Source organism: Clostridium sp. AM54-37XD (assembly GCF_003478225.1).
GTDB classification, from domain to species: Bacteria; Bacillota; Clostridia; order Lachnospirales; family Lachnospiraceae; genus Coprococcus; species Coprococcus ammoniilyticus.
This window is the reverse complement of record NZ_QUEV01000010.1, coordinates 80015-103616: the sequence shown is the minus strand read 5'-3', so window position 1 is coordinate 103616 and position 23602 is coordinate 80015. Positions and strand designations below refer to the sequence as shown.

General features: G+C 42.2%; 20 protein-coding genes. 18 read left to right on the top strand and 2 right to left on the bottom strand.

From position 1 onward, the window contains the following. Positions 1–100 precede the first annotated feature (100 nt). The 8 genes from DXA07_RS10425 (at position 101) to proC (ending at position 8428) form a co-directional block, all read left to right on the top strand. Positions 101–904, top strand: coding sequence for an HAD family hydrolase (locus DXA07_RS10425; protein WP_118484543.1), 804 nt, complete (start codon positions 101–103; stop codon positions 902–904). Then, a complete protein-coding gene (locus tag DXA07_RS10420) occupies positions 904–1716 on the top strand; it encodes a DUF1189 domain-containing protein (protein ID WP_021944373.1) in 813 nt (270 codons plus the stop codon). Before DXA07_RS10425 ends, DXA07_RS10420 begins: the two co-directional genes overlap by 1 nt. 24 nt (positions 1717–1740) lie before the next feature. Continuing rightward, positions 1741–2265, top strand: a complete 525-nt coding sequence (locus DXA07_RS10415) for a CYTH domain-containing protein (protein WP_118484542.1) — start codon at positions 1741–1743, stop codon at positions 2263–2265. 16 nt (positions 2266–2281) lie between these two features. Then, positions 2282–2824, top strand: a complete 543-nt coding sequence (locus DXA07_RS10410) for a DJ-1 family glyoxalase III (RefSeq protein WP_021944375.1) — start codon at positions 2282–2284, stop codon at positions 2822–2824. A 32-nt stretch (positions 2825–2856) separates the two neighbouring features. Then, the gene (locus DXA07_RS10405) at positions 2857–5400 is read left to right on the top strand and encodes an ATP-dependent DNA helicase (protein WP_243015441.1); all 2544 of its coding nucleotides are present in this window, start codon (positions 2857–2859) and stop codon (positions 5398–5400) included. A 142-nt stretch (positions 5401–5542) separates the two neighbouring features. Next, positions 5543–6910: a UDP-N-acetylmuramoyl-tripeptide--D-alanyl-D-alanine ligase gene (gene murF, locus DXA07_RS10400; RefSeq protein ID WP_117807444.1), complete on the top strand. Its 1368-nt coding sequence runs from the start codon at positions 5543–5545 to the stop codon at positions 6908–6910. A gap of 253 nt (positions 6911–7163) precedes the next feature. Further along, entirely contained in the window at positions 7164–7553 is a 390-nt protein-coding gene (locus DXA07_RS10395) for a DUF6465 family protein (protein WP_117807390.1), read from the top strand. An 80-nt stretch (positions 7554–7633) separates the two neighbouring features. Next, positions 7634–8428, top strand: a complete 795-nt coding sequence (gene proC / locus DXA07_RS10390) for a pyrroline-5-carboxylate reductase (RefSeq protein ID WP_118484538.1) — start codon at positions 7634–7636, stop codon at positions 8426–8428. Positions 8429–8689: 261 nt separating this feature from the next. Here the strand turns inward: proC and DXA07_RS10385 are convergent, their stop codons facing one another. Beyond that, positions 8690–9028 (bottom strand): P-II family nitrogen regulator, encoded by a 339-nt coding sequence (locus DXA07_RS10385; protein ID WP_008402931.1) that lies wholly within the window; start codon positions 9026–9028, stop codon positions 8690–8692. 318 nt (positions 9029–9346) lie between these two features. Here DXA07_RS10385 and clpX point away from each other — a divergent pair, with 318 nt between their 5' ends. The 4 genes from clpX to DXA07_RS13100 all read left to right on the top strand — a co-directional run bounded on the left by clpX (position 9347) and on the right by DXA07_RS13100 (position 15805). Further along, the gene (gene clpX / locus DXA07_RS10380; protein ID WP_118484536.1) at positions 9347–10813 is read left to right on the top strand and encodes an ATP-dependent Clp protease ATP-binding subunit ClpX; all 1467 of its coding nucleotides are present in this window, start codon (positions 9347–9349) and stop codon (positions 10811–10813) included. A gap of 346 nt (positions 10814–11159) precedes the next feature. Beyond that, on the top strand, positions 11160–13037 hold the full coding sequence (locus DXA07_RS10375) for a DUF885 domain-containing protein (protein WP_118484565.1): 1878 nt from the start codon (positions 11160–11162) through the stop codon (positions 13035–13037). A 62-nt stretch (positions 13038–13099) separates the two neighbouring features. Next, on the top strand, positions 13100–14842 hold the full coding sequence (locus tag DXA07_RS10370; protein ID WP_243013740.1) for a S8 family peptidase: 1743 nt from the start codon (positions 13100–13102) through the stop codon (positions 14840–14842). Positions 14843–15001: 159 nt separating this feature from the next. Continuing rightward, positions 15002–15805, top strand: coding sequence for a hypothetical protein (locus DXA07_RS13100; RefSeq protein WP_182427463.1), 804 nt, complete (start codon positions 15002–15004; stop codon positions 15803–15805). A 67-nt stretch (positions 15806–15872) separates the two neighbouring features. On the opposite strand, the gene DXA07_RS10360 is transcribed toward DXA07_RS13100, so the two are convergent. Beyond that, positions 15873–16715: a M15 family metallopeptidase gene (locus DXA07_RS10360; RefSeq protein ID WP_207663721.1), complete on the bottom strand. Its 843-nt coding sequence runs from the start codon at positions 16713–16715 to the stop codon at positions 15873–15875. A 161-nt stretch (positions 16716–16876) separates the two neighbouring features. Between DXA07_RS10360 and DXA07_RS10355 the strand changes: the two genes are divergently transcribed. From DXA07_RS10355 to DXA07_RS10330, 6 genes are all read left to right on the top strand, one after another. Next, positions 16877–18295, top strand: a complete 1419-nt coding sequence (locus tag DXA07_RS10355) for a DUF512 domain-containing protein (protein ID WP_118484534.1) — start codon at positions 16877–16879, stop codon at positions 18293–18295. 103 nt (positions 18296–18398) lie between these two features. Then, positions 18399–19511 carry a 4-hydroxybutyrate dehydrogenase gene (locus DXA07_RS10350; protein ID WP_021944386.1) on the top strand — a complete coding sequence of 371 codons (1113 nt, stop codon included), beginning with the start codon at positions 18399–18401 and terminating at the stop codon, positions 19509–19511. Between the two features lie 232 nt (positions 19512–19743). After that, positions 19744–20568, top strand: a complete 825-nt coding sequence (spo0A, locus tag DXA07_RS10345; RefSeq protein ID WP_118484532.1) for a sporulation transcription factor Spo0A — start codon at positions 19744–19746, stop codon at positions 20566–20568. Between the two features lie 172 nt (positions 20569–20740). Next, positions 20741–21553 carry a sporulation transcription factor Spo0A gene (gene spo0A / locus DXA07_RS10340; RefSeq protein WP_021944388.1) on the top strand — a complete coding sequence of 271 codons (813 nt, stop codon included), beginning with the start codon at positions 20741–20743 and terminating at the stop codon, positions 21551–21553. 169 nt (positions 21554–21722) lie between these two features. Continuing rightward, positions 21723–22667 carry a M14 family metallopeptidase gene (locus tag DXA07_RS10335; RefSeq protein WP_117785519.1) on the top strand — a complete coding sequence of 315 codons (945 nt, stop codon included), beginning with the start codon at positions 21723–21725 and terminating at the stop codon, positions 22665–22667. Further along, on the top strand, positions 22660–23598 hold the full coding sequence (locus DXA07_RS10330) for a M14 family metallopeptidase (protein ID WP_118484530.1): 939 nt from the start codon (positions 22660–22662) through the stop codon (positions 23596–23598). The genes DXA07_RS10335 and DXA07_RS10330 overlap by 8 nt, the downstream gene beginning before the upstream one ends. Positions 23599–23602: the final 4 nt, after the last annotated feature.

Sequence of the window (23602 nt, the reverse complement as noted above, 5' to 3'; positions counted from 1 at the left end):
GGTTCAGGGTTTTATGATGCAAAGGTCATAGAACCCTGAATGTATTCATACTGCGTGGAGCGTTTTTGTTCTTATGCGATAATAAACGGAGGAAATAGACATGAATAAGACAAGAAAGATTCTCTTTTTTGATATCGACGGAACTTTGATCACGGATGATGGAAAACGGTATTTTCCGGACAGTGCAAAAGAAGTAATACAAAAGGCAAGAGAGAACGGACACCTGGCATTTATCAATACGGGAAGAGTATTCTGCAATGTGACAGAAGAGATCAGAAGCGCAGGCTTTGATGGCTTTGTCTGCGGCTGCGGAACGCATATTGTTTATAATGGAGAGACATTGTTTCATCATGATACACCATATGAGGTCTGTGCAGGTGTGATTCGGAAATGTCGGGAATATAAAATGGATGCCGTATACGAACATGCGGACAAGGTGTTTACCAGCGCTGCTTTTTCCGATAATGAGCATTTAAAAGAACTAATCAGTTATTTTAAAGCGACCAGCACCTATATGGAGAATGATGATCCGGCAAACGATCAGATCTTTGATAAGTTTTGTGCATGGTATGATGCAGATACTCCGTATCTGGAAGCATTTAAGAAATATCTGGAAAAAGATTATATGTATATCCAGAGAGAGGGAAATTTTTGTGAGGTTGTGCCAAAGGGATATACGAAGGCAACCGGTATCCGGTATCTGCTTGATTATTTTGACCTGCCATTAGAAAATGCCTATGCATTTGGAGACGGAAGTAATGATGAACCTATGTTGGCATATGTGCCAAATAGTATTATAATGAAAAAAGGTCCGGAGTATCTGAGAAAGAAAGTCCGTCTTGTAACGGATGATGTCAGAGAAGACGGAATCTATAAAGCTATGAAAAAAATGGAGATTATCTAATGGACGAAGAATATTCAAAAGTAACGATGGTCGATCAGTTAGCTATCGCGGTATCCAGCCCGAAAAATTATAAGCATCTGACGAAGTTAAAAGCGAGCAAGACGGTAGGATTTATGATATTGATCGCTTTTATTCTGACCTTTATCGAGTTTGGAATCGGTGTCATTACCTTTATCATGCATGTGGGAGGGTTAAATAACCTGATCACGAATAAGGTTCCGCAGTTTGTGATCGAGGATGGTAAGCTTACGGCAGAATCAGAGATGTCACTGGATATTGGAAATGCAACGATATATATGAATACGGATTATGACAGAATTACACTTGATGATATCAAGACAAATGGCGTGTATATTGCATTTGGCAAAGAGAATGTAGTCATGGGAATGATAAACGGCGGACAGACGTATGAATATTCAACGATGGATCTCGACAAATTATTCTATGATGGGTTTAACAATGATCAGCTTGCATCCGCAGTGCCGGCGTTCTATGTGGCTATTGTCATTATGTACATTGCAATTATGTTCGGAAGTGTAATAAAGATGATCTTCCTTGCACTTGTATTTTCGATCGTTGCACGGACACTTGCGAAAGGTCTTCATACAGGGCTGTCCTATGGAAATGTATTCCGGGTATGTCTTTACGGACTGACTTTACCGATGCTGCTGACATCCGTGAATACCTGTCTGGACTTCCTGATTCCATCATCGATCATGTTTGTGATCACTCTGATTCTGGCATTTTCCATGATAAACAGAGGTATCGCAAGTCATGTGGGAACAACAGCACCACCGGAGGATTGGTTATAAAGGGCGATATAAAAGGAGGCTTTTATGGAGATCGAAAGAAAATATCTGATAAAAGAGATACCGTTTTCACTGGAAGCGTATCCATATAAGGAACTGGAGCAGGGGTATATCTCGACCAGCCCCGTCATCCGTATCCGAAAGGCAGATGAACAATATATTCTTACAGTAAAGTCAAGCGGATTGCTGGAACGACAGGAATTCGAGCTTCCGATGAATGAGACGGATTATAAACGGTTGCTTGGTAAGGTTGATGGAAATCTGGTGACGAAACGTCGGTATATCATCCCGCTTACGGATACAGAGGGAACAACCGGCGATAAGGAAAAGGATGCAGGACTTAAGATTGAACTGGATGTCTTTGAGGGGCTGTATCAGGGGCTGATCTATGCAGAAGTCGAATTTGGGACAAAGGAAGATGCAGATAATTTCGCAGCACCGGCTTGGTTTACTAGAGATGTATCTATGGATGGAGCGTATCATAACAGCGCATTAAGCAGTATGAATGAAGAACAGAGACTTGTATTTATGGCAAGAGTTTTCGGACATTAAGAATGGAGGCAGAAGCATGAAAGTCAGAATGTTATTTGAAACAGGATATGAAGAAGTAGAAGCATTGACCGTTGTAGATCTGTTAAGACGTGCAAAGGTTGACTGCCTTATGGTGGCAGCAGACGATCAGGATACGGTTACAGGTTCACATGGAATCACAGTAAAGATGGATGAGAAAATCAGTGAACTTGCAGATGATGCAGATATGATCGTACTTCCAGGTGGTATGCCAGGTGTGACGAATCTGATCGCAAATGAGAAGGTAAAGAATCTTGTATGCGGACAGTATGAAGCAGGAAGATATGTTGCAGCAATCTGTGCAGCACCTACTGCTTTTGGAGCATTTGGCATCTTAAAGGATAAGAAGGCTACCTGCTATCCGGGAATGGAGGCGGGACTTCATTGTGCGGAAGTATTATATGACAGTGTAGTAACAGACGGTAAGGTAATTACAAGCCGAGGTATGGGAACAGCTATTGATTTTGGCCTGAAGCTGGTTGAGATCCTGACAGATCAGGATACATCAGAGAAGCTGGCAGCAGCTATTGTTTACAAATAAGAATTATGGAATTTAAAGTTTCGGTCAGGCATATGGTAGAATTTATATACAGATGCGGCGATATTACAAGCAGCAGTAATGGGACTCTGTCAAAGGAAGCGATGAATGCAGGAAGTAAGATGCATCGGAAGCTTCAGAAAATGGCAGGGTCTTATTATGATGCAGAAGTTCCTTTAAAGATCACGATGAAGAAAGGAATTCATGATCTGGATGTTACGGTAGAGGGCAGAGCAGATGGGATCATAGATCTGAGGGGTGAAAAGAACCGAAGCAGGAAGAAGAAGGAAATTGAGCGGCAGGTGATCCGGGTAGAGGACAGATATTGGAATCGGCTGCTGCTCAAAAAAACGGAGTGTCTGGATCCGGAAGTCGATGAAGACTTCATGGAACAAAATTCTGCCGGAACGATTAGTCAGATACAGGAAATGGATGAGTCTGCAGATGTTACGATCGACGAGATTAAAGGTGTATACAGAAAACTTGCTGATATCGAAGTGCCGGAAACAGTTCATGTAGCACAGGCGATGTGCTATGCCTATATTTATGCAAAAGAGCAGTCTTTGGATCGGATCAATGTACAGATCACATATGTGAATCTGGAAAGTGAAGAAGTAAAACAATTTTTTTATGCATTTTCTTGTTCATTTCTTGAGAAATGGTTTCATGATACAGTGGATGAGATGATGAAATGGGTTGATCATGCTGTATCACATGCAAGAAGCAGAGATGCGTCAATTGCAGAGCTGGAATTTCCATATGAATATCGGAAAGGACAAAAGCAGATGGCTGCCTGTGTGTATAAGGCGATTGAAGGGGAGCGCAGATTGTTTGTGCAGGCTCCAACCGGAATCGGGAAAACGATGGCAGCGATGTTTCCTTCCGTTAAGGCATTTGCAACCGGGCTGGTATCGAAAATCTTTTATCTGACCGCAAAGACGATCGCCGGAACCGTGCCGGATCAGGCACTTACATTGCTGCGGGAACGTGGAGTGAAGTTTTCTTCCGTTATGTTGACTGCCAAAGAGAAGATATGTTTGAATGAGACGATGGAATGTGATGCAGAGCACTGCCCTTATGCGAAAGGACATTTTGACCGGGTTAATGATGCATTATTTGAATTGATCACTCAGGAGGAAAAAATGGATCGGGAGATCATCCGGGCTTATGCGGAAAGGTATCAGGTCTGTCCTTTTGAGCTGGGACTGGATGCAAGCTTGTTTGCAGATGCTATTATTGGAGATTATAACTATGTGTTTGATCCGAGAGTGAATCTGAAGCGGTTCTTTTCACAGACAGCATATGATACAGGACGGTATGTATTTCTGGTAGATGAAGCACACAATCTGGTGGACCGGGCATCGTCCATGTACAGTGCCACGCTGTATAAAGAAGATTTCCTTGCTGTAAAGAGGCTGGTAATGCCGTACAGCAAAAAACTGGCACGGAGTCTGGAATCCTGCAACCGGGAGCTTCTGGAATTGAAGAAAAAATGTCCGGAGCATGGATATCAGATCTTAAATGATATCGGGGTTCTATATCTGAAGCTGCTGCATCTTCATACGACGATGGAGGCTTTTTTAGAAGATTACAAACAGATCCCGGAACGTAAGGAGATACTGGAGTTTTATTTTGCACTTACGACATTTTTAAATATTGCGGATCTGATCGATGACAGCTATGTGATCTATGATGAGCTTAAGTCGGATGGCAGATTTATGGTTCGGTTATATTGCGTCCATCCGGCGAATAATCTGAAGCTTTGCCTGGATAAGGGTGTATCGACTGTTTTCTTTTCGGCAACGATCCTGCCGGTAAAATATTACATGGAGATGCTGTCCGATACGGTGACCGATCAGGCTATCTATATTCCTTCTCCGTTTGATCCGGAGAAACGACAGATCATGGTTGGTGTGGATGTATCTACGAAATATACCAGACGGTCTGTAAAGGAGTATAAGCGCGTGGCTGAATATATCAGGCAGTTGTTTAACGTACATTCCGGAAATTATATGGTGTTTCTGCCATCCTATAAGATGCTTCAGGAGGTCTATGAGCAGATGATAGAGGGTGATTGTTCTGGCATGGAACTGCTCTGTCAGGAACAGAACATGAAGGAGGCAGACCGGGAAGCATTTTTGGATCATTTTTCAGCGAAAAGAAATGTGGTTGCCTTTTGTATCATGGGCGGGATCTTCTCTGAGGGGATTGATCTGACCGGAGAACGGCTGATCGGATCGGTTGTAGTAGGTCCGGGACTTCCGCAGGTGTGCAATGAGAGAAAGATCATGATGGACTATTTTAATGCCAGAAAGAGTATGGAGGCATATGCTGGCTCATCGGTTGATGGTTTTAAATATGCATACCTGTATCCGGGCATTAATAAAGTATTTCAGTCAGCCGGACGCGTGATCCGGACAGAAGCGGATGCCGGAGTGATCCTGTTGCTAGATGAACGATTTGGAACCGGGGAATATAATTCGTTATTTCCGGTGGAGTGGCAGGATGCGGTCTTTGGAAATTTTGATCAGATTTCGCGGAGCATAGAACAGTTCTGGTCGAATCTTAATCTTTCCTGAAAACGGGAATATATATACAAGAATACTGGAAATTCGCATATACATGTGATAGAATGGACGCAGGCATTTTTTACAGCCTGCATGCAGTGCATGCTTTTATATAAAATTATGGAACTGTTCTGGAAAGGCAGATAGAGGAAAAATGAAAAATATTACAGTAAAAGATATTGTGAAAGCAACAGGAGGTTTCCTGCTTTGCGGCGATGAAGATACACCGATCACAGGCCTGTGTATTGATTCCAGAAAAGCACAGCCGGGAGATTTGTTTATTCCTCTGTTGGGTAATAAAGTTGATGGACATCGTTTTATTGAATCCGCTATGGAGAAAGCGTCTGCAACTCTGACATCGGAGCATGATAATGTTGTTATTTCAGAGAAGCCGTTTATCCGTGTTGATGACACGATGAAAGCACTTCAGGCAATTGGAATGGATATCCGTGACCGGTATGATATTCCGTATATCGGAGTGACAGGAAGTGTAGGAAAGACAACGACCAGAGAGATGATCGCAGCGGCTGTCAGCACAGCAAAACGCTGTTTTCAGACAAATGGAAATGAAAATTCACAGATTGGTGTACCGATGACACTTTCCAGAATGACAGATGGATATGATGCAGCGGTGATCGAGATGGGGATCAGTGAACCTGGTCAGATGGAGATATTGTCTGAGATTGTAAAGCCATCGATCTGTGTGGTGACGATTATCGGTGTTGCACATATTGAATTTATGAAAACTCAGGAGAATATCAGAAAAGAGAAGCTGTCTATTATCAATCATATGAATAAGGACGGCCTGTTGCTGTTAAATGGAGATGATCCATTACTGCGTGAGATAAAAGCGGATATGCCATGTCGGACACTTACTTTTGGTATAGATAAAATTTGTGATTTTCAGGGGTCCAATGTAAAATGTGGAGAGCAGGGCATGGAATTTGATTGTACTCATAATGGTGAGACCGTTCATGTTACCATGGATATCCTCGGAAAACATAACGTGAGAAATGCACTGGCAGGTATTGCAGTTGCATATCAGATGGGAATTCCGATAACAATTTCAGCAAAAGCCTTTGAACATTTTGAAGGACAGAGACAGAGACTCATCCATATGGAGAATCGATACACGATCCTCGATGATACCTATAATGCAAGCCCGGATTCCATGAAGGCAAGCATTGATGTGCTTTGTGATATGGACTGCGAGGGAAAAAAGATCGCAGTACTGGGAGATATGTTTGAGCTGGGAGCTGACAGTGCCAGCTATCACTATCAGATCGGAGAATACCTGCGGGACAAGAAGATCGATGAGGTTGTGGTAGTCGGAAAGGAAGCTTTGGAGATTAAAAAGGCACTGGATGTCTGCGACACAAAGTATGCAAAAACATTTTCATTTATGGATAATGAAGAAGTGGCACTTTATCTGATGGCTATTATGAGACCAGAGGATGTTGTTTTGATCAAGGGATCACACGGCATGAAAATGGACGAAATTGTCAAAATTCTTACGAATTAATTATGCAAATTATACAAAACAACCATATAAACTACCAAATTTCATAAAATTTGGTAGTTTTGTTTGTCTAAAATGACTTTGATTTTCATGAAAAAAAACACTCTGTGGTACAAAACGGAGAAAAAACAGTACTTGTATTGAAAAAAAAAGGAAAATGGAGTAATATCAATCCTAGCTTGAATAAAGAATACATACATGAATTGTTACATAAGTAAAGTGATAGAAATTAGTTTTAAAACGGAGGGTGTTAATCATGGCTACTAAGAAGACTGAAGATGCAAAAAAGGTTGTTGCAAAAAAGGCAACAGTAGAAAGCGTTGTTGCTAAAGCTGAAGCTGTAAAGAAAGCTGAAGCTGCTAAAGAAGTAAAAGCAGCAGTAAAGGCTGAGCCAGTAAAGGCAGAAGTAAAAGAAGAGAAAAAGCCAGCAGCTAAAAAGCCGGCAGCAAAGAAGCCAGCAGCTAAGACAACAGAGACAGTTTTTGTTGAATATAACAATGGACAGATCAATGTTTCTGACATTGTAGCAAAAGCAAAAGAAGCACTTGGCAATAAGGCAGTTAAGGAATTGAACGTATATTACCAGCCAGAAACAGGTATGGTATACTATACAGCTGATGGAGAATCAGGTTCTTACAGTCTTTAATCTATAAATAGTTGGAAGGGCAGCGTTCTTAACATAAGGATGCTGCTTTTTCTGTATAATTAGAAAGGAAGAAGTGAAATATGAAGATTGGTTTTATTGGCTGTGGCAATATGGCAACAGCGATCATAAAGGGAATTATCAGAAAGCAGATCATAGATGCAGAGAATATCATAGCATCTGCAAAGACGAAAGCGACACTTGACAGAGTTCAGAAAGAGCTTGGAGTAAAGGTATCAACCGATAATCTGGAGGTAACAGAAAACAGTGATATTCTGGTTCTGGCGGTAAAACCACAGTATTATCCGGAGGTGATCGCTCAGATAAAGGACGTAGTCCGTAAAGAGCAGATTGTGATCAGTATAGCACCGGGAAAAACATTAGACTGGTTACAGGAACAGTTTGAAGGAGGTGTGAGGCTTGTCCGGACAATGCCAAATACACCGGCACTGGTTGGTGAGGGTATGACAGGAGCATGTCGGAATGAATATGTTACCGATGAAGATTATGCAACAGTTCTTCAGATTCTTGGAAGCTTTGGTGAAGTAGAGACAATACCGGAAAATCTGATGGATGTATGTGTATCGGTCAGCGGAAGTTCTCCGGCATATATTTATATATTGATCGAAGCTATGGCAGATGGAGCAGTGGCAGATGGTATGCCAAGAGCACAGGCATATAAATTTGCAGCACAGTCCGTGCTTGGAAGTGCAAAGATGGTACTTGAAACGGGAAAACATCCGGGTGAATTAAAGGATCAGGTCTGCTCACCTGGCGGAACAACGATAGAAGCTGTTCGCGTTTTAGAAGAAAAAGGCTTCCGTTCCTCCGTGATCGAAGCAATGAAAGCCTGTGTCCGCAAAGCTCGCGGAATATAACAGCCGCTATAAAAGCCTGTGCTTGTGGTAGCTATAACTTTATTTCGCAGAACACTTGCATTTGATTCTTACGTAGCTGTCATACAAACAAATCCGCTGTGCTATATTACACTGTTATGAAGCAACCCTTGTCCGAGGCCGGTACTTAAGCTGCGTCTTTTGCAGCTTTATGTACCGCTGCTCGAGGACTAGAACGAAAGTGTTTTGCGTAATAACAGGTGTGGTATAGCACAGCGGATTTATTTGTATGACAGGTAGATGTTATAAGGCGGTGTCACCGTGTTCGCCGGTACGGATACGGATGACATCGGCAACATCATAGACGAAGATCTTGCCGTCACCGACTTTTCCGGTTGATATCTTTTCACATACCTTAAAGATGATGTTATCGGCAACATCATCCTTGACGATGGTTTCAATCTTGATCTTCGGAATCAGGTTGACCACATATTCACTTCCACGGTATGTTGTTTTATAACCCTTCTGATTACCATATCCCATAATATTTGATACAGTAGCACCGGTGGATCCGCATTCGTCCAGAATGGCTTTTACATCATCCAGTTTTTCAGAACGGACAATAATTGATAATTTCTTCATGTATAACCCTCCATTCTATACATATATAACTAAAGATATGATACCATATTCTCGGTTTCATTTCTACAAGTGGAACAGAATGGGAGATTTTGTATATTATCTGAAGAAAGAACAGGAAAACAGGGAGGAATGAGAGTAGCTGTACTTAATTTAATTAATCGAGGGTGGCAATAAGAAAATTATTTAGAAAAATTTAACCGTTTTACCAGAAATAATACTGTTTTCATATGGGTGGAATCTGTGGTATCATGTAGCAGAGTTATATCATTTAATATAGATAGCTGTTTTAGACAGGAAACAAAAGTATGGAGGATGAAAATGTCTGATTATAGAAATGATGATGAAAATAAAGAACTGACCAGTCAGACGGTGGCTGATGATCATAAAACAGAAGATAAGCATGAGGATGAATACGAGAAATATTGTTATCTCTGCAGAAGACCGGAAAGTGTTGCCGGAAAGCTGATCGATATGCCGGGCAATATACATATCTGTGCAGACTGTATGCAGAAGACCTTTGATAATCTGAATCAGGGCGGATTTGGCGGAATGCAGTTCCTGGATCTCTCCAATCTTTCCAATATGGGAAATATTGATATGAGCAGACTGATGGGAATGAATGATATACCGGATAAACAGAAGGTGAAGAAGAAAGCGGCAAAGCCGAGGAAAAAAGAGCAGGAAATGACACTTGCAACGATCCCTGCACCGCATAAGATCAAAGCAATGTTAGATGAATATGTGATCGGTCAGGAATATGCCAAGAAGGTAATGTCTGTTGCAGTATATAACCATTATAAGCGTGTACTGACAGATTCCATGGATGATATCGAGATTGAGAAATCCAATATGCTGATGGTAGGGCCGACAGGCTGTGGTAAGACTTATATTGTAAAAACGATCGCAAAGCTGTTGAATGTACCGCTTGCGATCACAGATGCGACCACACTTACGGAAGCCGGTTATATCGGTGATGACGTAGAAAGCGTATTGTCAAAGCTGTTGGCAGCCGCTGATAATGATGTTGAAAAAGCAGAAAAGGGAATCGTATTTATCGATGAGATCGATAAGATCGCAAAGAAGCAGAACAGCAACAGCCGTGATGTGAGTGGAGAATCCGTTCAGCAGGGCTTGTTAAAGCTGTTGGAGGGCGCAGATGTTGAGGTTCCGGTTGGTTCCGGAAGCAAGAATGCAATGGTTCCTATGACAACGGTCAATACAAAGAATATTTTATTTATTTGTGGCGGGGCATTCCCGGCAATCGAAGATATCATTAAAGCAAGATTGAATAAACAGTCCTCGATCGGTTTCCGCGCAGATCTGAAGGACAAATACGACAAGGATCCGAATATCTTAAAGAAGGTGACCAACGAGGATCTCAGGGAATTCGGTATGATACCGGAATTTCTTGGAAGACTGCCTGTCTTATTCACATTGGATGCGTTAGATAAGGATATGTATATCAAGATCTTAAAGGAACCGAAGAATGCAATCCTGAAACAGTATAAGAAGCTGCTGGCACTGGATGAGGTAGATCTTCAGTTTGATGATTCTGCATATGAAGCGATCGCAGAAAAAGCACTTGAAAAGAATACAGGAGCAAGAGCGCTTCGGGCGATCATTGAGGAATTCATGCTGGATATCATGTATCAGATCCCAAGAGATGATAGCATTGGCAGGGTGATCATAACCGGAGATTATGTAAATGGCAAGGGCAATCCGATCATCGAGCTTCGTGGTGTAGAGCCGATGCAGATCGAGGCCTGTGCGACAAAACAATCATAATAATTGATGCAATAAGAAAAAATACTGTAATTAATAAGGTTTAAAGATTGTATACAGAAAATATACGGTCTTTAAGCCTTTATTATATTGGATCATAATTTTTAGATCGTGAGATGGTATTGCAGAGCAGAAATGGAACATTACCGGAATTTTTGAATGTGTTGTATTGCAGCGGCACCAGTATGTAAATGGTTATCTCTGGGTAAGATAAAAGAAAAATACAGATGTATTGCAGAAAGATGATCAGGGACTCTTCCGATGCTGATACCGCAGTCTTGTATCAAGGTAGTCCTTGATGGTCGCAGAATCCTGTGATACTATGAAAAAAAGCGAAAAGGAGCAGGGCATGTTTAAAAAGAGATTATTACGAACCTGTAAAAATGTAATGGCTGCAGCTATCTGCATTTCTCTTGCGGTTGGATTATCTGCCTGTGGGGAGACACAGGGAGAGCGCAGACATCTGAATGACAAAAACGATACAACGGAAAATACAGAGAGGGCGCAGGAGTCTTTCTCCGAGGATGCGCTGAAGGAGCAGCAGGAATTTGAACAGTATCTGGATGATTATTTTAAGGATGTTGTTACGGACGACACGCTGACTTATAATTATACGATCAAGGATGGTGCGGATTACGGTCTGGAAGAACCGGAGGTCACACTGGGAGATCCGGGAATGACAGCAGAGGAGATCGAACAGGATAAAGAAGAGTTTGAAGGCTGGGTAAAGAAGCTGGATGCTATTGACCGTTCCTGCCTGACAGAGGATCAGAAGCTGACCTATGATGTACTGGATGAGTATTTTGAAGTGTCTGCGGGAATTTTTGATAATGTATATCTGTATGAGCCATTTTCCCCGATGCGTGGACTTCAGGCCAATATTGCAACGAATTTCACAGATTACCGGTTTGATGACAAGGAAGATGTGGAACGCTATATCGAACTGATTGGTCAGATTCCGGATTATTTTGCAGAGTATCTGGATTTTGAACGGGAAAAGTCAGAAAAGGGTTATTTTATGAGTGATGCAGTCTGTGATAAAGTCATCAGTCAGTGCCAGGATTTTGTTGCAGATAAGGAAAATCATTTTATGGTAACAACATTTAATGATAATATCGATGCGCTTGACTTTCTGACGGATGAGGAAAAGGCAGAATATAAGGAGGCTAATAAGCAGGCAGTTGAGAATTTCCTGCTTCCGGCATTTGAGAATGTTGCAGAGGTGCTTTCCGGTCTGAAGGGAACCGGAACCAATGATGGTGGTATCTGCAACTATGATGGTGGCAAGGAATATTATGAATATCTGCTGAAAAATTTTGCAGGAACAGCCAAATCGCCGGAAGAGGTAATCGATATGCTGGATACAGAGCTTCAAAAACTCATGGTATCGTTATATCAGTATTATTTGGGAAATCAGGCGGCATATGAATATTTTGCTGCCAATTATGATTCAATATTTGCGGAAACCGATCAGATGACAGCTTCGGAAATGGTCGATAAAATGATGGAAACGGCATCAGAGCATTATCCGGATGCAGGAACGATAAACTATAAGGCAGAGGCGCTGGATAAGAACCTCGAAACGATCATGGATGATGTACTGGCTTATTATATGGCGCCGGCAATCGATGATCCGGATAATAATCTGATCCGGGTGAATGGTCTGCATACGGATGGCATGTGGACGACACTGGCACATGAGGGATATCCGGGTCATATGCTGCAAAATGCTTATTATATGTCAACGGATCCAGAGCCGGTCCGGACTTTGATGAACTTCTTAGGATATAAAGAAGGCTGGGCGATGTATGCATGTTATGATTCTTTATATTACTATGAGTATGAGGAACCGGAATATGGAGACACCATTGCAGCCCTTTACCAGTTGAATGATGAGATGAGTTATCTTATGATGGGAAGAGTGGATCTGGGAATCAATTATGAGGGATGGACGTTGCAGGATACAGCCGATTATCTGACAAAGAATGGAATGGATGGCAGTGCTGCACAGGAGCTGTACACGACAATGGTCGGAGATCCGGCAGTATATCAGAGTTATTCGACCGGATATTATGAAATGAAAGAACTGCGGGATTATGCAGAAGAGAAAATGGGAGATGACTTTGACCTGAAAACATTTAACACGATTATTCTGGAAACAGGTCCATGTCAGTTTGATATACTGAAGGAACAAGTGGATAAGAAGCTGCAGGGGCCGATCATATAACAGGTGCAAAAAAAGGTATAGAAAGAAATCAGACGGAATAGACTGTATACGAAAAGCATACGATGGGAATCAAAATGGAATGTGAAAATGTAGCGTACAGGGAAGATTATGCAGACTATCTGATTGAATACAACGAAGAGCGGGAAGCTGTTTTAGATATTTACAGAGAAAACGGCTGCCTGCTCTTTATTGATGAGCGGTTTGCTGTTTTATACAGGGAGAAGCCGGAGGATTATATGCAGATCTTTTCCAGACTGGAATATACACTTTTCCCCAAATTGTATGGGCTGATGGATACCAGTAGTGTAGAAGCAGTCGGAGCTGTGAATATACAGCAGGAATCGATCCTTGGACTTACCGGAAAGGGAATTCTGATCGGAATTATTGATACCGGGATTGATATTCGGAATGATCTGTTTCTGGATGCTGCCGGAAATACAAGAATTATTGCAGCATGGGATCAGTCCGTGCCGGGACCGTCAGATCAGGAAGAAAATCCCGGATATGGAACGGTATATCAGCAGGAGGATATTAATGAAGCCATACGAAATGAAGCGGATATCCTGACAGATGCAAATGGACATGGAACCTTTCTTGCAGGGATTGCAGCAGGAAAACGGACAGCTGATTTCACAGGAGTGGCGCCGGAAGCAGAATATGTGATTGTAAAATTAAAGCAGGCAAAGAATAATCTGCGAGGATTATATGGTGTGCCGGAGGACGTAGAAGCATATCAGGAAAATGATATTATGATGGGGGTAGCATTTCTGCGGAGACAGGCAAGCAGACTTCGGAAAAATATATCGATCCTGATTGGAGTTGGTTCGAACAGTGGGAGCCATACTGGTTCTTCTGCATTAGAAGCACTGCTTTCAAATGTTGGTATCATGACCGGAGTCGCTGTGTCCGTTCCGGCAGGAAATGAGGGAATTGCAGGGCATCATTTCAGAGGCAGAATCGAAGGGGGAAGCACTTATACGGAAATGGAGATTAATGTTACGGGAAATAACAGCTTTACACTTGAAATCTGGGGAGCGGTTCCCAATACATATTCTGTGGCATTTGAGATTCCGGGTGGGGAGTTTGTAAGTCAGATTACTCCCCGCTTTGATAAAAGTGAAGTCATACGTCCGGTTTTTGGTGGTGGGATCATATATATCGATTATTTTCTTGTGGAGGATCAGTCGGGAGAAGAACTGATCATGATGCGCTTTTTTGATCCGCCAAATGGTCTGTGGCGGATCCGGGTATATGGAAGCGGTGATACGGAGAAGACCTTTCATGCATGGCTGCCGATCACGGCATTTCTTTCCCCGGATACCCGGTTTATAAGACCAACGCCTGAAACAACGCTTGTGAATCCGGCTACAGGAGTAGTTCCGATGGGAGTGGGGGCATATGATCATTATTCGGATACACTGTTTCTGGATGGAAGCAGGGGATATACGGCGGCAGATGATATCAAGCCGGATTTTGTTGCTCCGGGTGTTGATGTATATGGTCCGGGCAGAGCAGGAACATTTGTCAGGAAAACGGGTACTTCTGTTGCAGCAGCGCATTGTGCCGGGTGTGCGGCATTAATCCTGCAATGGGCAAGAGACCGGGATCTGGCACGGTTTGTAAATGGAAATCAGATCCGTAATTATTTTATTCGGGGAGCAGTTCGTCCGGGAACGGCAGGAAGTCCGTTTTCATATGTCATGAACGATACAGAGGGATATCTGTTTGCAAGGGAATATCCGAACCCGGAGTGGGGCTATGGAATCCTGAATGTGTATAATACCTTTGATTCGCTCCGGACCTGACACTGCAAATGTAACAAAAATGTAAAAGATTTATAATTTTTCGTAAAATGATTTTACAGATTTTGTGCGGTGTATTATACTATAAGACGTGTTTGTAACCAACAGGTAAAGGGCATGTATAAAATGTGCCAGAATGGATAATAATAGTCGGAGGTACATATGGATAAAAAGATTCATACGGATAACTCAGAAATATTTGAAACAGAAGATATAGATGAAGTAAGTGGGATCATAGAGACAGAAGATATAGATGAAACCGAGCCGGAAGAGACAGATCAGACAGATGTTCCGGAAACGGATGAAGTTCCTGCAAAGAAACGGTTCTGGAGGAAGGATAATATACTGAAGATCATAGTTGCAGTGCTTGCTGTACTTATCATATGTGAATATACCTTCTTTGGTGTGTTCTTTCAGACAAATAAAGCAAAATATGAAAAGGCAAAGCAGGAGACGCAACAGGAAGAGAGTTCTACTGAGGAGAAGAAAGTAAATATTGTTACAGAAGAGCCTTTGCCAACTACAAATATTAATGACGATTCCGAGAATGAAGAAGAAATAGAAGTAACATCGGAATATAATACCTATGATTCACACACATCTTACTCTACGGAAGCCTCTACGACGTATGAGGTAACAACGGCAGCGGGAACCGAAGATGAACTTCCGGTTGTAACGACCGAGGAACAGAAGCCGATCGTAACCGAAGAGCCGTCAACGGAAGAAAAGACGACAGAAGAGAAGACAACCGAGGAGGAGACAACCGAAGAGAAGACGACTGAGGAAAAGACGACGGAAGAACGTACGACCGAGGAAAAGACAACCGAAGAAAAGACGACAGAAGAGCGTACAACGGAAGAGAAAACGACGGAAGAGAAGACAACGGAGGCTACGACAGAAGCTACAACGGATCCATCCACAAAAGCAGATCAACCGATCGACCTTCCATTTATTCCGGCAGAATAAGAATATAAATAAAAAGCAGTCCAGTCTGGATGGTGAAGAACAGAGCACCGGAGACTGAACTGCTTTTTTAATTGGTATGCTGTTCCAGATATTCCTCTAAACAAAGATGCTTCTGGTACATTTCTGTAGCAGCTTCAACACCAACATAGCGGTAATGCCAGGGTTCATAAGAGATTTCTGTTATATCGGATTTATCTGCCGGATAACGGAGGATGAAGCCGTATTTATAACAGTTTGCCATCAGCCATTGCTGGGTGGCGGTATCTTCCTGGGAGGAATCCAGCTCCTGGTTGCCAATGGAACAGATATCAACGGTAAGGCCGAGCTGGTGTTCGCTGGTACCGGGATAGGCAACCCAGGTAGCAGCAAGGGCTGTAGCATCATCTTCGCTGTAACCCTGCTCCAGATAAGAATTCTTTTTATTTGTATAGAGCCGTTCCTGTGTTTCATTTGTACGGTAGGAAGAGCAGATCAGAGGGTCAAGACCTTCGGCTCTTGCATCGTCCATCATTTTTTGAAGCCCGTCATAAGCACGGCGGTCGATCGACTGATCGTTTCGCAGTTCGACCAGATCAACGGTCCAGTCGGCTGGCAGGGTATGAGACATATTGACCAGTGTCAGCAGCCCGTTGTTTTTTGCTTCTGTTGCGGAGGCAAGCGTTTGTAAAACGGATGCAGTATCAAAGGAAGAATAGCTGCCGGAGGATGCTTTGGTTTTCTCGGTGGAATCTTCGGAGACAGAAATCTGTTCTGTTGTGATGGGACTGGAGTCTGACTGGGAGACCTGTTCCTGAAGTTTCATTTTTTTTGCCTTTCCTGCAAGGATTACAAGTATCAGTAACAGTATATAGATGATCCCCAGAATTATGACCTTCTTTTTCTTAATTACAGTTCCAAATATATGCAACATGATGTTCGCTCCTTTGTCTTTTGTTTATGTACAGAAGGATACGCCACAGAAGCATACAAAAATTCTCAAAAAAGCATCGTTTTTGCATATTTATCATCTTTCTTTTTTATTTTGCAATGGTATAATGGGGAAGATACATTAGAAAATGATGAGGAATAACTGTGAAGAAAATAGAACATTTAATTACGGTAGTCTATCCGGGCTCCATTGCAGAAGAGATGGAAATAGAACCGGGTGATTATCTGCTTGCAATCAACGATAAAGAAATAAAAGATGTATTTGATTATCGTTATATGATCAAAGATGAATATATAGAGGTGTTGATCCGTAAATCATATGGAGAAGAATGGCTGCTTGAGATCGAGAAGGATTATGATGATGATCTTGGGATGGAATTTGAAAACGGTCTTATGAGCGATTATCGTTCCTGTACCAATAAATGCATGTTCTGTTTTATTGATCAGATGCCGCCGGGGATGAGAGAGACACTTTATTTTAAGGATGATGATTCCCGGTTGTCTTTTTTGCAGGGCAATTATATCACGCTTACAAATATGACAGATGAGGATGTGGATCGTATCATCAAGATGCAGCTTGCACCGATCAATATATCGGTTCAGACGACCAATCCGGAGCTTCGCTGCAAGATGTTGCATAATCGTTTTGCAGGTGACCGGCTGAAATATCTGGATCGTCTTTTTGAAGGGCATGTAGAGATGAATGGGCAGATCGTTCTCTGCAAGCGTGTAAATGACGGGGCAGAGTTGGAACGGAGTATCCGGGATCTTGGAAAGTATCTGCCATTTATGCGGAGTGTATCCGTTGTTCCTGCCGGACTTACGAAATTCCGAAAAGGTTTGTACCCATTAGAATTATTTACAAAGGAAGAAGCGGGACAGGTTATCGATCTGATCGAGAGTTATCAGAAAAAATTCTATGAAAGGTATTCGCTTCATTTTATTCATGCAAGTGATGAGTGGTATATAACGGCCGGACGGGAATTTCCGGAAGCAGAACGCTATGATGGTTATATCCAGCTTGAAAATGGCGTTGGAATGATGCGTTTGTTTTTAGAGGAATTTGATGAAGCCTATCAGGAGCTGCTGGCTTCACCGGAATATCAGGAACAGAAAGGAACATTCCGCCGTACGATCTGTATGGCAACCGGAAAACTGACATATAGTACGGTTGTAGACTTTGCAGCAAGGCTGATGCAGGCATATCCAGGACTTACGATCCGTGTATATTGCATCCGGAATGACTTCTTTGGAGAAACAATCACAGTATCCGGACTGATCACAGGCATTGATCTGACGACCCAGTTAAAAGAGCGGCAGGCAGCAGGAGATGATCTGGGAGAAGCGCTGCTCATTCCATCGAATATGCTGCGAATGGGAGAACAGGTATTTTTAGATGATATGACAGTTGCACAGGTAGAGAAGCAGTTGGGCTTAAAGGTGGTACCGATCGAATCCGGAGGTGCAGATTTTATACAGGCAGTCATCGATCCTTCCTATTCGATGGATCGAAACAATGAAACCGTTGGATATATTCAGGCATTTGATGATACAGAAGAGTAAAAAAGATGCTCTTTTTGGGTAATTGTAATTTCATTCTATAGTGGTACAATGTGAGCAAAAATTTTGGTACAGAAATATCAGAGAAAATGAATGGAGGATACGTATGAAACAGTTAATGCTCAAACCAACGATTTATAAGTATGACACATGTAAGGAATTTGCTGATGAATTCCATATCGAAAAAGGTGATCTGGTAATTACAAATGAATATATCTATGAACCGTTTTTTGGAAAGATGGATCTGGAATGTGATGTTATCTTTCAGGAAAAATATGGTGCAGGTGAGCCTTCAGATGATATGGCGGAGGCAATTTATAAGGATATAAAGGGTGAACATAAAAGAATTATAGCAATCGGTGGAGGAACGGTAATTGATATTTCAAAGCTGTTTGCATTAAAGTATGTATCCCCGATTCTTGATCTGTATGATGGCAAGCTTCCGATAGAAAAAGATAAAGAACTGGTACTGGTCCCAACTACCTGTGGAACCGGTTCAGAGGTAACAAATATAGCGATCCTTGCATTAAACAGCAGGGGAACGAAAAAGGGACTGGCAGTCGATGAGATGTATGGAGATTCTGCGGTCCTGATACCGGAGCTGTTAAAGGGCCTTCCGTTCCGCTTCTTTGCAACCAGTTCGATCGATGCCCTTGTCCATGCTGTAGAGTCCAGTTTGTCTCCGAAAGGAAATGAATATACACGTATGTTTGGCTATAAGGCGATCGATATGATCCTTCATGGATATATGGAGATCCGTGAGAAAGGACCGGAGGCAAGAATTCCATTGTTAGACCGTTTCCTTGTAGCTTCAAACTACGCCGGAATCGCATTTGGCAATGCTGGCTGTGCGGCAGTACATGCCTTAAGCTATCCGCTTGGAGCAACCTATCATGTTGCGCATGGAGAATCGAACTATGCCATGTTTACCGGAGTCATGAAGAATTATATGGAGATCAGACAGGATGGAGAAATTGCAAAATTAAATGCATTTATTGCAGATATCCTTGGCTGTGATGTCGAAAATGTCTATGAGTCTCTGGAGGATCTTTTAAATATTCTGATTCCAAAGAAAGCATTGCATGAATATGGGGTAACGGAGCAGGATCTTGTCGAATTTACCGATTCCGTTATGACGAATCAGGGCCGTCTGATGGCGAATAACTTTGTAGAACTTGACCGGGACAGAGTTTACAAGATATATAAAGAACTCTTTTAATCCGGACGGAGCCTAGGCGGGCATAGAGAAAAAAGGAAGATGGAACATCATCTTCTTTTTTATTACACAGATCAGACATAATTCTACGGAGTTCTGCTTGGAAAATGTCGAGATGGTACAAAATTGTTCCACAGAGGCGAAAAGCTGTCGCAACTTGCGGAGAGAAGTATATTCCAAAGCAGGTATCATAGAGATATAATGTTGTCCAAGGCAGAAGAGCAGGAGGGACATTATGAATTATGTAAAAATAATGATAGTAAAGCGCGACAAAAGAGAAGTGGAACAGCTTGTATCTATCGTGAAGTCGATTCCGGGGTATGAAGTTTCGGGGATATGTGACAGTGGACAGGAAGCCGTGAAGAAGATTCTGGAACGGGAACCGGATGTTGTGATCATGGATGAGGTTTTGCCGGGCAAAGATATACTGGAGATAACAGAAGAAATCATGCACTATAAGAATCTGAAGAATACAAGGATTCTTCTGTGCGGATCGAAAACACATAAAGAATATCTGGACTTCATCTACTATAAGATCGCAGACCGCCTTGTATTGCGAATTCTTGATGTGCCATATGATGAACGAAAGATCCGGGAGATTATTGAGGATGTTATGAAGGCTAAAAGAAATGATAATTATCAGAAATTGGTGGAAACAGGTTCGGATGGAACCATGCTGGAAGCTGTAGTGACTGATATCATACATGAGATTGGCGTCCCTGCACATATAAAAGGATATCAGTATCTTCGCAGTGCGATCCTGATGGCAGTTCACGATATGGACATCCTGAATTCAATTACAAAGCAGTTGTACCCATCGATTGCAGAGGAATATGGAACGACAGCCTCCAGAGTGGAACGTGCGATCCGTCATGCAATCGAGGTTGCCTGGGGTAGAGGCAGTATGGATACGATCAATGAATTATTTGGATATACGATCCATGCGGGAAAGGGCAAACCGACAAATTCGGAATTTATTGCATTGATTGCAGACAAAATTCGACTGGATAATCGCAGTATGCTTCAGAAAACGGAGTATTCCCTGCAAAGTATTTCTTAGAAATATGGTGCATTCCATCAGGTGACGACGAAATATGTCGAAAAATGGATAAAAATTCACTTATCAGAGGGGGTTCTGTGAACCTGGTAAGTTCTTGACATTTGTCGAAATCACAAATATACTTTAGAAACAGTCGATTTTTCAAACAAAAAAGATTAAGGGGGATTGAATAATGAACAATCAAGAAATCAGTATTATTATTGCTGATAGCGACTGTGAATTAATAGCACGTCAGCTTACAGCAGCGAACACAAGAACAGGGATGAGGGTTCTTGATAAGGTAAGTGATGGGGAGAGTGCGATCGAATCAATAAAAAAATATCAGCCAGATGTTGTACTTTTAGATATCTGTCTTCCGGTTCTGGATGGATTAGGGGTAATGGAACAGATCCGGGAATCAGGCGAATGCCCAGATACATTATTTGTCATTGTAACATCGGTTGGTTCGCAGAGACTGATACGGTGCGCGTTCGAACTGGGGGCATCTTTTTATGTATTGAAACCATATAATTCTGAGCAGCTCATTGCAAGAATTCATCAGATTTACAACAGAAGAAAAGAGGTACAGACTGAGATCTCAAAAGATCTGATCTGCATCCAGAATAGAGAGGGACTGTCTGGTGCAGCGAATAATATTGAGAGTGATGTAACGGATATTATCAGGGATATAGGAATTCCGGCTAATATAAAGGGTTATCAATATATTCGTGAAGGAATCATTATGGCAGTAAACGATGTCAATATGTTGAATTACATAACGAAGCTTTTATATCCGACGATTGCAAAGAAATATAAAACGACATCATCCAGCGTAGAACGTGCGATTCGTCATGCGATCGAGGTTGCATGGAGCAGAGGACAGATCGATGTGATCAATGATATTTTTGGATATACGGTGAATGCTGGTAAAGGAAAACCAACGAATTCAGAATTTATTGCACTGATCGCAGATAAGCTCCGGATCGAATATCGAAAAAGAGCATGATGTGTATAAAAAGTTCCTTGTTTGTTGACGTATAATGAGAGAAACGTGTATAATAGATAAGGTGCTGAAATAAAAAATGGAAATCCTGTATAAGACAGGGATCCTAATAAATAAAAAAACAAAACAGAGCGCCATGGGGGCTCTGTTTTTTGCTGTAAAGGAAGAAGAAATGATAGAAACAGTAGCGTCAGCAGATATGCTGATCGATGAGGTAATGCGGGTAAAGAAAAATCGTCTGGCTCCCGATTTTGCCACAGGAAAAGAAAAAAGATTAAGTATTGTATCCGGTGTACATGGAGATGAAGTGGCAGGACAGTATATCTGCTATGAGGTGATCCGACGGATCAAAAAGGATTTTGATAAATTAAAAGGAATCGTGGACATATATCCGTTTATTAATCCAATGGGCTTAGAAGCACAGGTGAGAGATGTTCCCGTGTTTGATATTGATATGAACACATTGTTTCCGGGTTCTACAGAAGGAACGGTCGGGGAGTATACGGCGGCACTTGTGCTGCAGGATATTAAAGGTTCAGATATCTGCGTCGATCTGCATTCCAGCAGTGTATATTTAAAAGAGCTGCCACAGGTACGGGTAAATTCGGACATTGCAGATGATATCCTGCCATATGCTGCAAGAATGAATACCGATGTTGTATGGGTGCATCCATCCTCTACCGTTATGGAAGGAAGCCTTGCATACTCGTTAAATGAGATCGGAGTTAAGAGTATGGTCGTAGAATCCGGTGTCGCACTTATGATCGATTACGACTATGCAGATCAGATTGTTGAGGGCCTGTTTTCATTGATGGAATATATGGGAATCTGGGATGGCTGTGCTTATAATACACATATGCCGAAGATCGCCAGAGATACGGATGTCTCTTTTGTGAATGCGGAGAGCAGTGGAATCTTTATACCAAAGGTAAAGCACTCAGGCGTAGTTGAAAAGGGAGATGTGATCGGACAGATCGTCAATGTACTGACCGGTTCTGTCGAAGAGACGATCCTGTCACCAAGAAGAGGCGTGGTATTCTCACTTCGTGCTTATCCGGTGATCGAGGAAGGTTCGCTGGTTGCCAGAATATTTGGAGGTGTGACAAATAATGCGTAAAGAGATTATATATACGATGAACACCGCCTATCGTGGAGAATATTCCATTAAAGGCTTCAGCTTCGGAACAGGAGAAAAGGCGGCATGTATCATGGGCGCTATGCGCGGAAATGAATTCCAGCAGTTATACATCTGCTCCCTGCTGTCAAAAAAATTAAGTGAACTTGAGACAAGAGGAGCAATCGTATCGGGAAAACAGATACTGCTGATTCCATCCTTAAATTACAGTTCCTTTAATGTCGGTAAGAAATACTGGATCTCTGATAATTCTGATGTGAACCGTGCTTTTCCGGGAAATCCGGAAGGACAGGCGACCAGCAGGATAGCGGCAGCGGTTATGGATCATGTAAAAGATTATGCGTATGGAATACAGTTTGCAAGCTTTTATATGGATGGAGAATTTATCCCGCATGTCAGAATGATGGAGACTGGAAAGCAGAGTACCAGTCTGGCCAATCTGTTTGGTCTTCCTTATGTTCTGACAGCAGAACCGAGGGCATATGATAAGGCAACTTTAAATTATAACTGGCAGATCGGAGGAACCGAGGCGTTTTCTGTGTATTCCGGTGTGACGGAGAAGATTGACAGTGAGAGTGCAGCACATGCGGTTTCAGCGGTACTCCGATTCCTGACCAGAATGGGAATCATCCGGTACAACTGTCATGCAGGTTATATATCGACTGTTCTTGATGAGGAGGAACTGCTGTCTGTAAAGTCAGATAAATCCGGTGGTTTTTTAAAGCGGTTTGTAAGTCCGGGAGATGAAGTGGTTCGGGGAAATGTTATTGCAAATGTTATAAATCCGATGACCGGAGAGATCGCAGCCGATATTTACGCACCGACAGATGGAATTATTTTCTATGCGCAGAATGCACCGATGATCTATCAGAATTCAGTGGTATTCAAGCTTATCCGCAGACTGCACAATTAAAGAT

Bases quoted from the DNA above. Each gene is read 5' to 3' on its own strand.
- DXA07_RS10425 (WP_118484543.1), top strand. From the start codon at position 101: ATGAATAAGACAAGAAAGATTCTCTTTTTTGATATCGACGGAACTTTG.
- DXA07_RS10420 (WP_021944373.1), top strand. From the start codon at position 904: ATGGACGAAGAATATTCAAAAGTAACGATGGTCGATCAGTTAGCTATC.
- DXA07_RS10415 (WP_118484542.1), top strand. From the start codon at position 1,741: ATGGAGATCGAAAGAAAATATCTGATAAAAGAGATACCGTTTTCACTG.
- DXA07_RS10410 (WP_021944375.1), top strand. From the start codon at position 2,282: ATGAAAGTCAGAATGTTATTTGAAACAGGATATGAAGAAGTAGAAGCA.
- DXA07_RS10405 (WP_243015441.1), top strand. From the start codon at position 2,857: ATGGTAGAATTTATATACAGATGCGGCGATATTACAAGCAGCAGTAAT.
- murF (WP_117807444.1), top strand. From the start codon at position 5,543: ATGAAAAATATTACAGTAAAAGATATTGTGAAAGCAACAGGAGGTTTC.
- DXA07_RS10395 (WP_117807390.1), top strand. From the start codon at position 7,164: ATGGCTACTAAGAAGACTGAAGATGCAAAAAAGGTTGTTGCAAAAAAG.
- proC (WP_118484538.1), top strand. From the start codon at position 7,634: ATGAAGATTGGTTTTATTGGCTGTGGCAATATGGCAACAGCGATCATA.
- DXA07_RS10385 (WP_008402931.1), bottom strand. From the start codon at position 9,028: ATGAAGAAATTATCAATTATTGTCCGTTCTGAAAAACTGGATGATGTA.
- clpX (WP_118484536.1), top strand. From the start codon at position 9,347: ATGTCTGATTATAGAAATGATGATGAAAATAAAGAACTGACCAGTCAG.
- DXA07_RS10375 (WP_118484565.1), top strand. From the start codon at position 11,160: ATGTTTAAAAAGAGATTATTACGAACCTGTAAAAATGTAATGGCTGCA.
- DXA07_RS10370 (WP_243013740.1), top strand. From the start codon at position 13,100: ATGGGAATCAAAATGGAATGTGAAAATGTAGCGTACAGGGAAGATTAT.
- DXA07_RS13100 (WP_182427463.1), top strand. From the start codon at position 15,002: ATGGATAAAAAGATTCATACGGATAACTCAGAAATATTTGAAACAGAA.
- DXA07_RS10360 (WP_207663721.1), bottom strand. From the start codon at position 16,715: ATGTTGCATATATTTGGAACTGTAATTAAGAAAAAGAAGGTCATAATT.
- DXA07_RS10350 (WP_021944386.1), top strand. From the start codon at position 18,399: ATGAAACAGTTAATGCTCAAACCAACGATTTATAAGTATGACACATGT.
- spo0A (WP_118484532.1), top strand. From the start codon at position 19,744: ATGAATTATGTAAAAATAATGATAGTAAAGCGCGACAAAAGAGAAGTG.
- spo0A (WP_021944388.1), top strand. From the start codon at position 20,741: ATGAACAATCAAGAAATCAGTATTATTATTGCTGATAGCGACTGTGAA.
- DXA07_RS10335 (WP_117785519.1), top strand. From the start codon at position 21,723: ATGATAGAAACAGTAGCGTCAGCAGATATGCTGATCGATGAGGTAATG.
- DXA07_RS10330 (WP_118484530.1), top strand. From the start codon at position 22,660: ATGCGTAAAGAGATTATATATACGATGAACACCGCCTATCGTGGAGAA.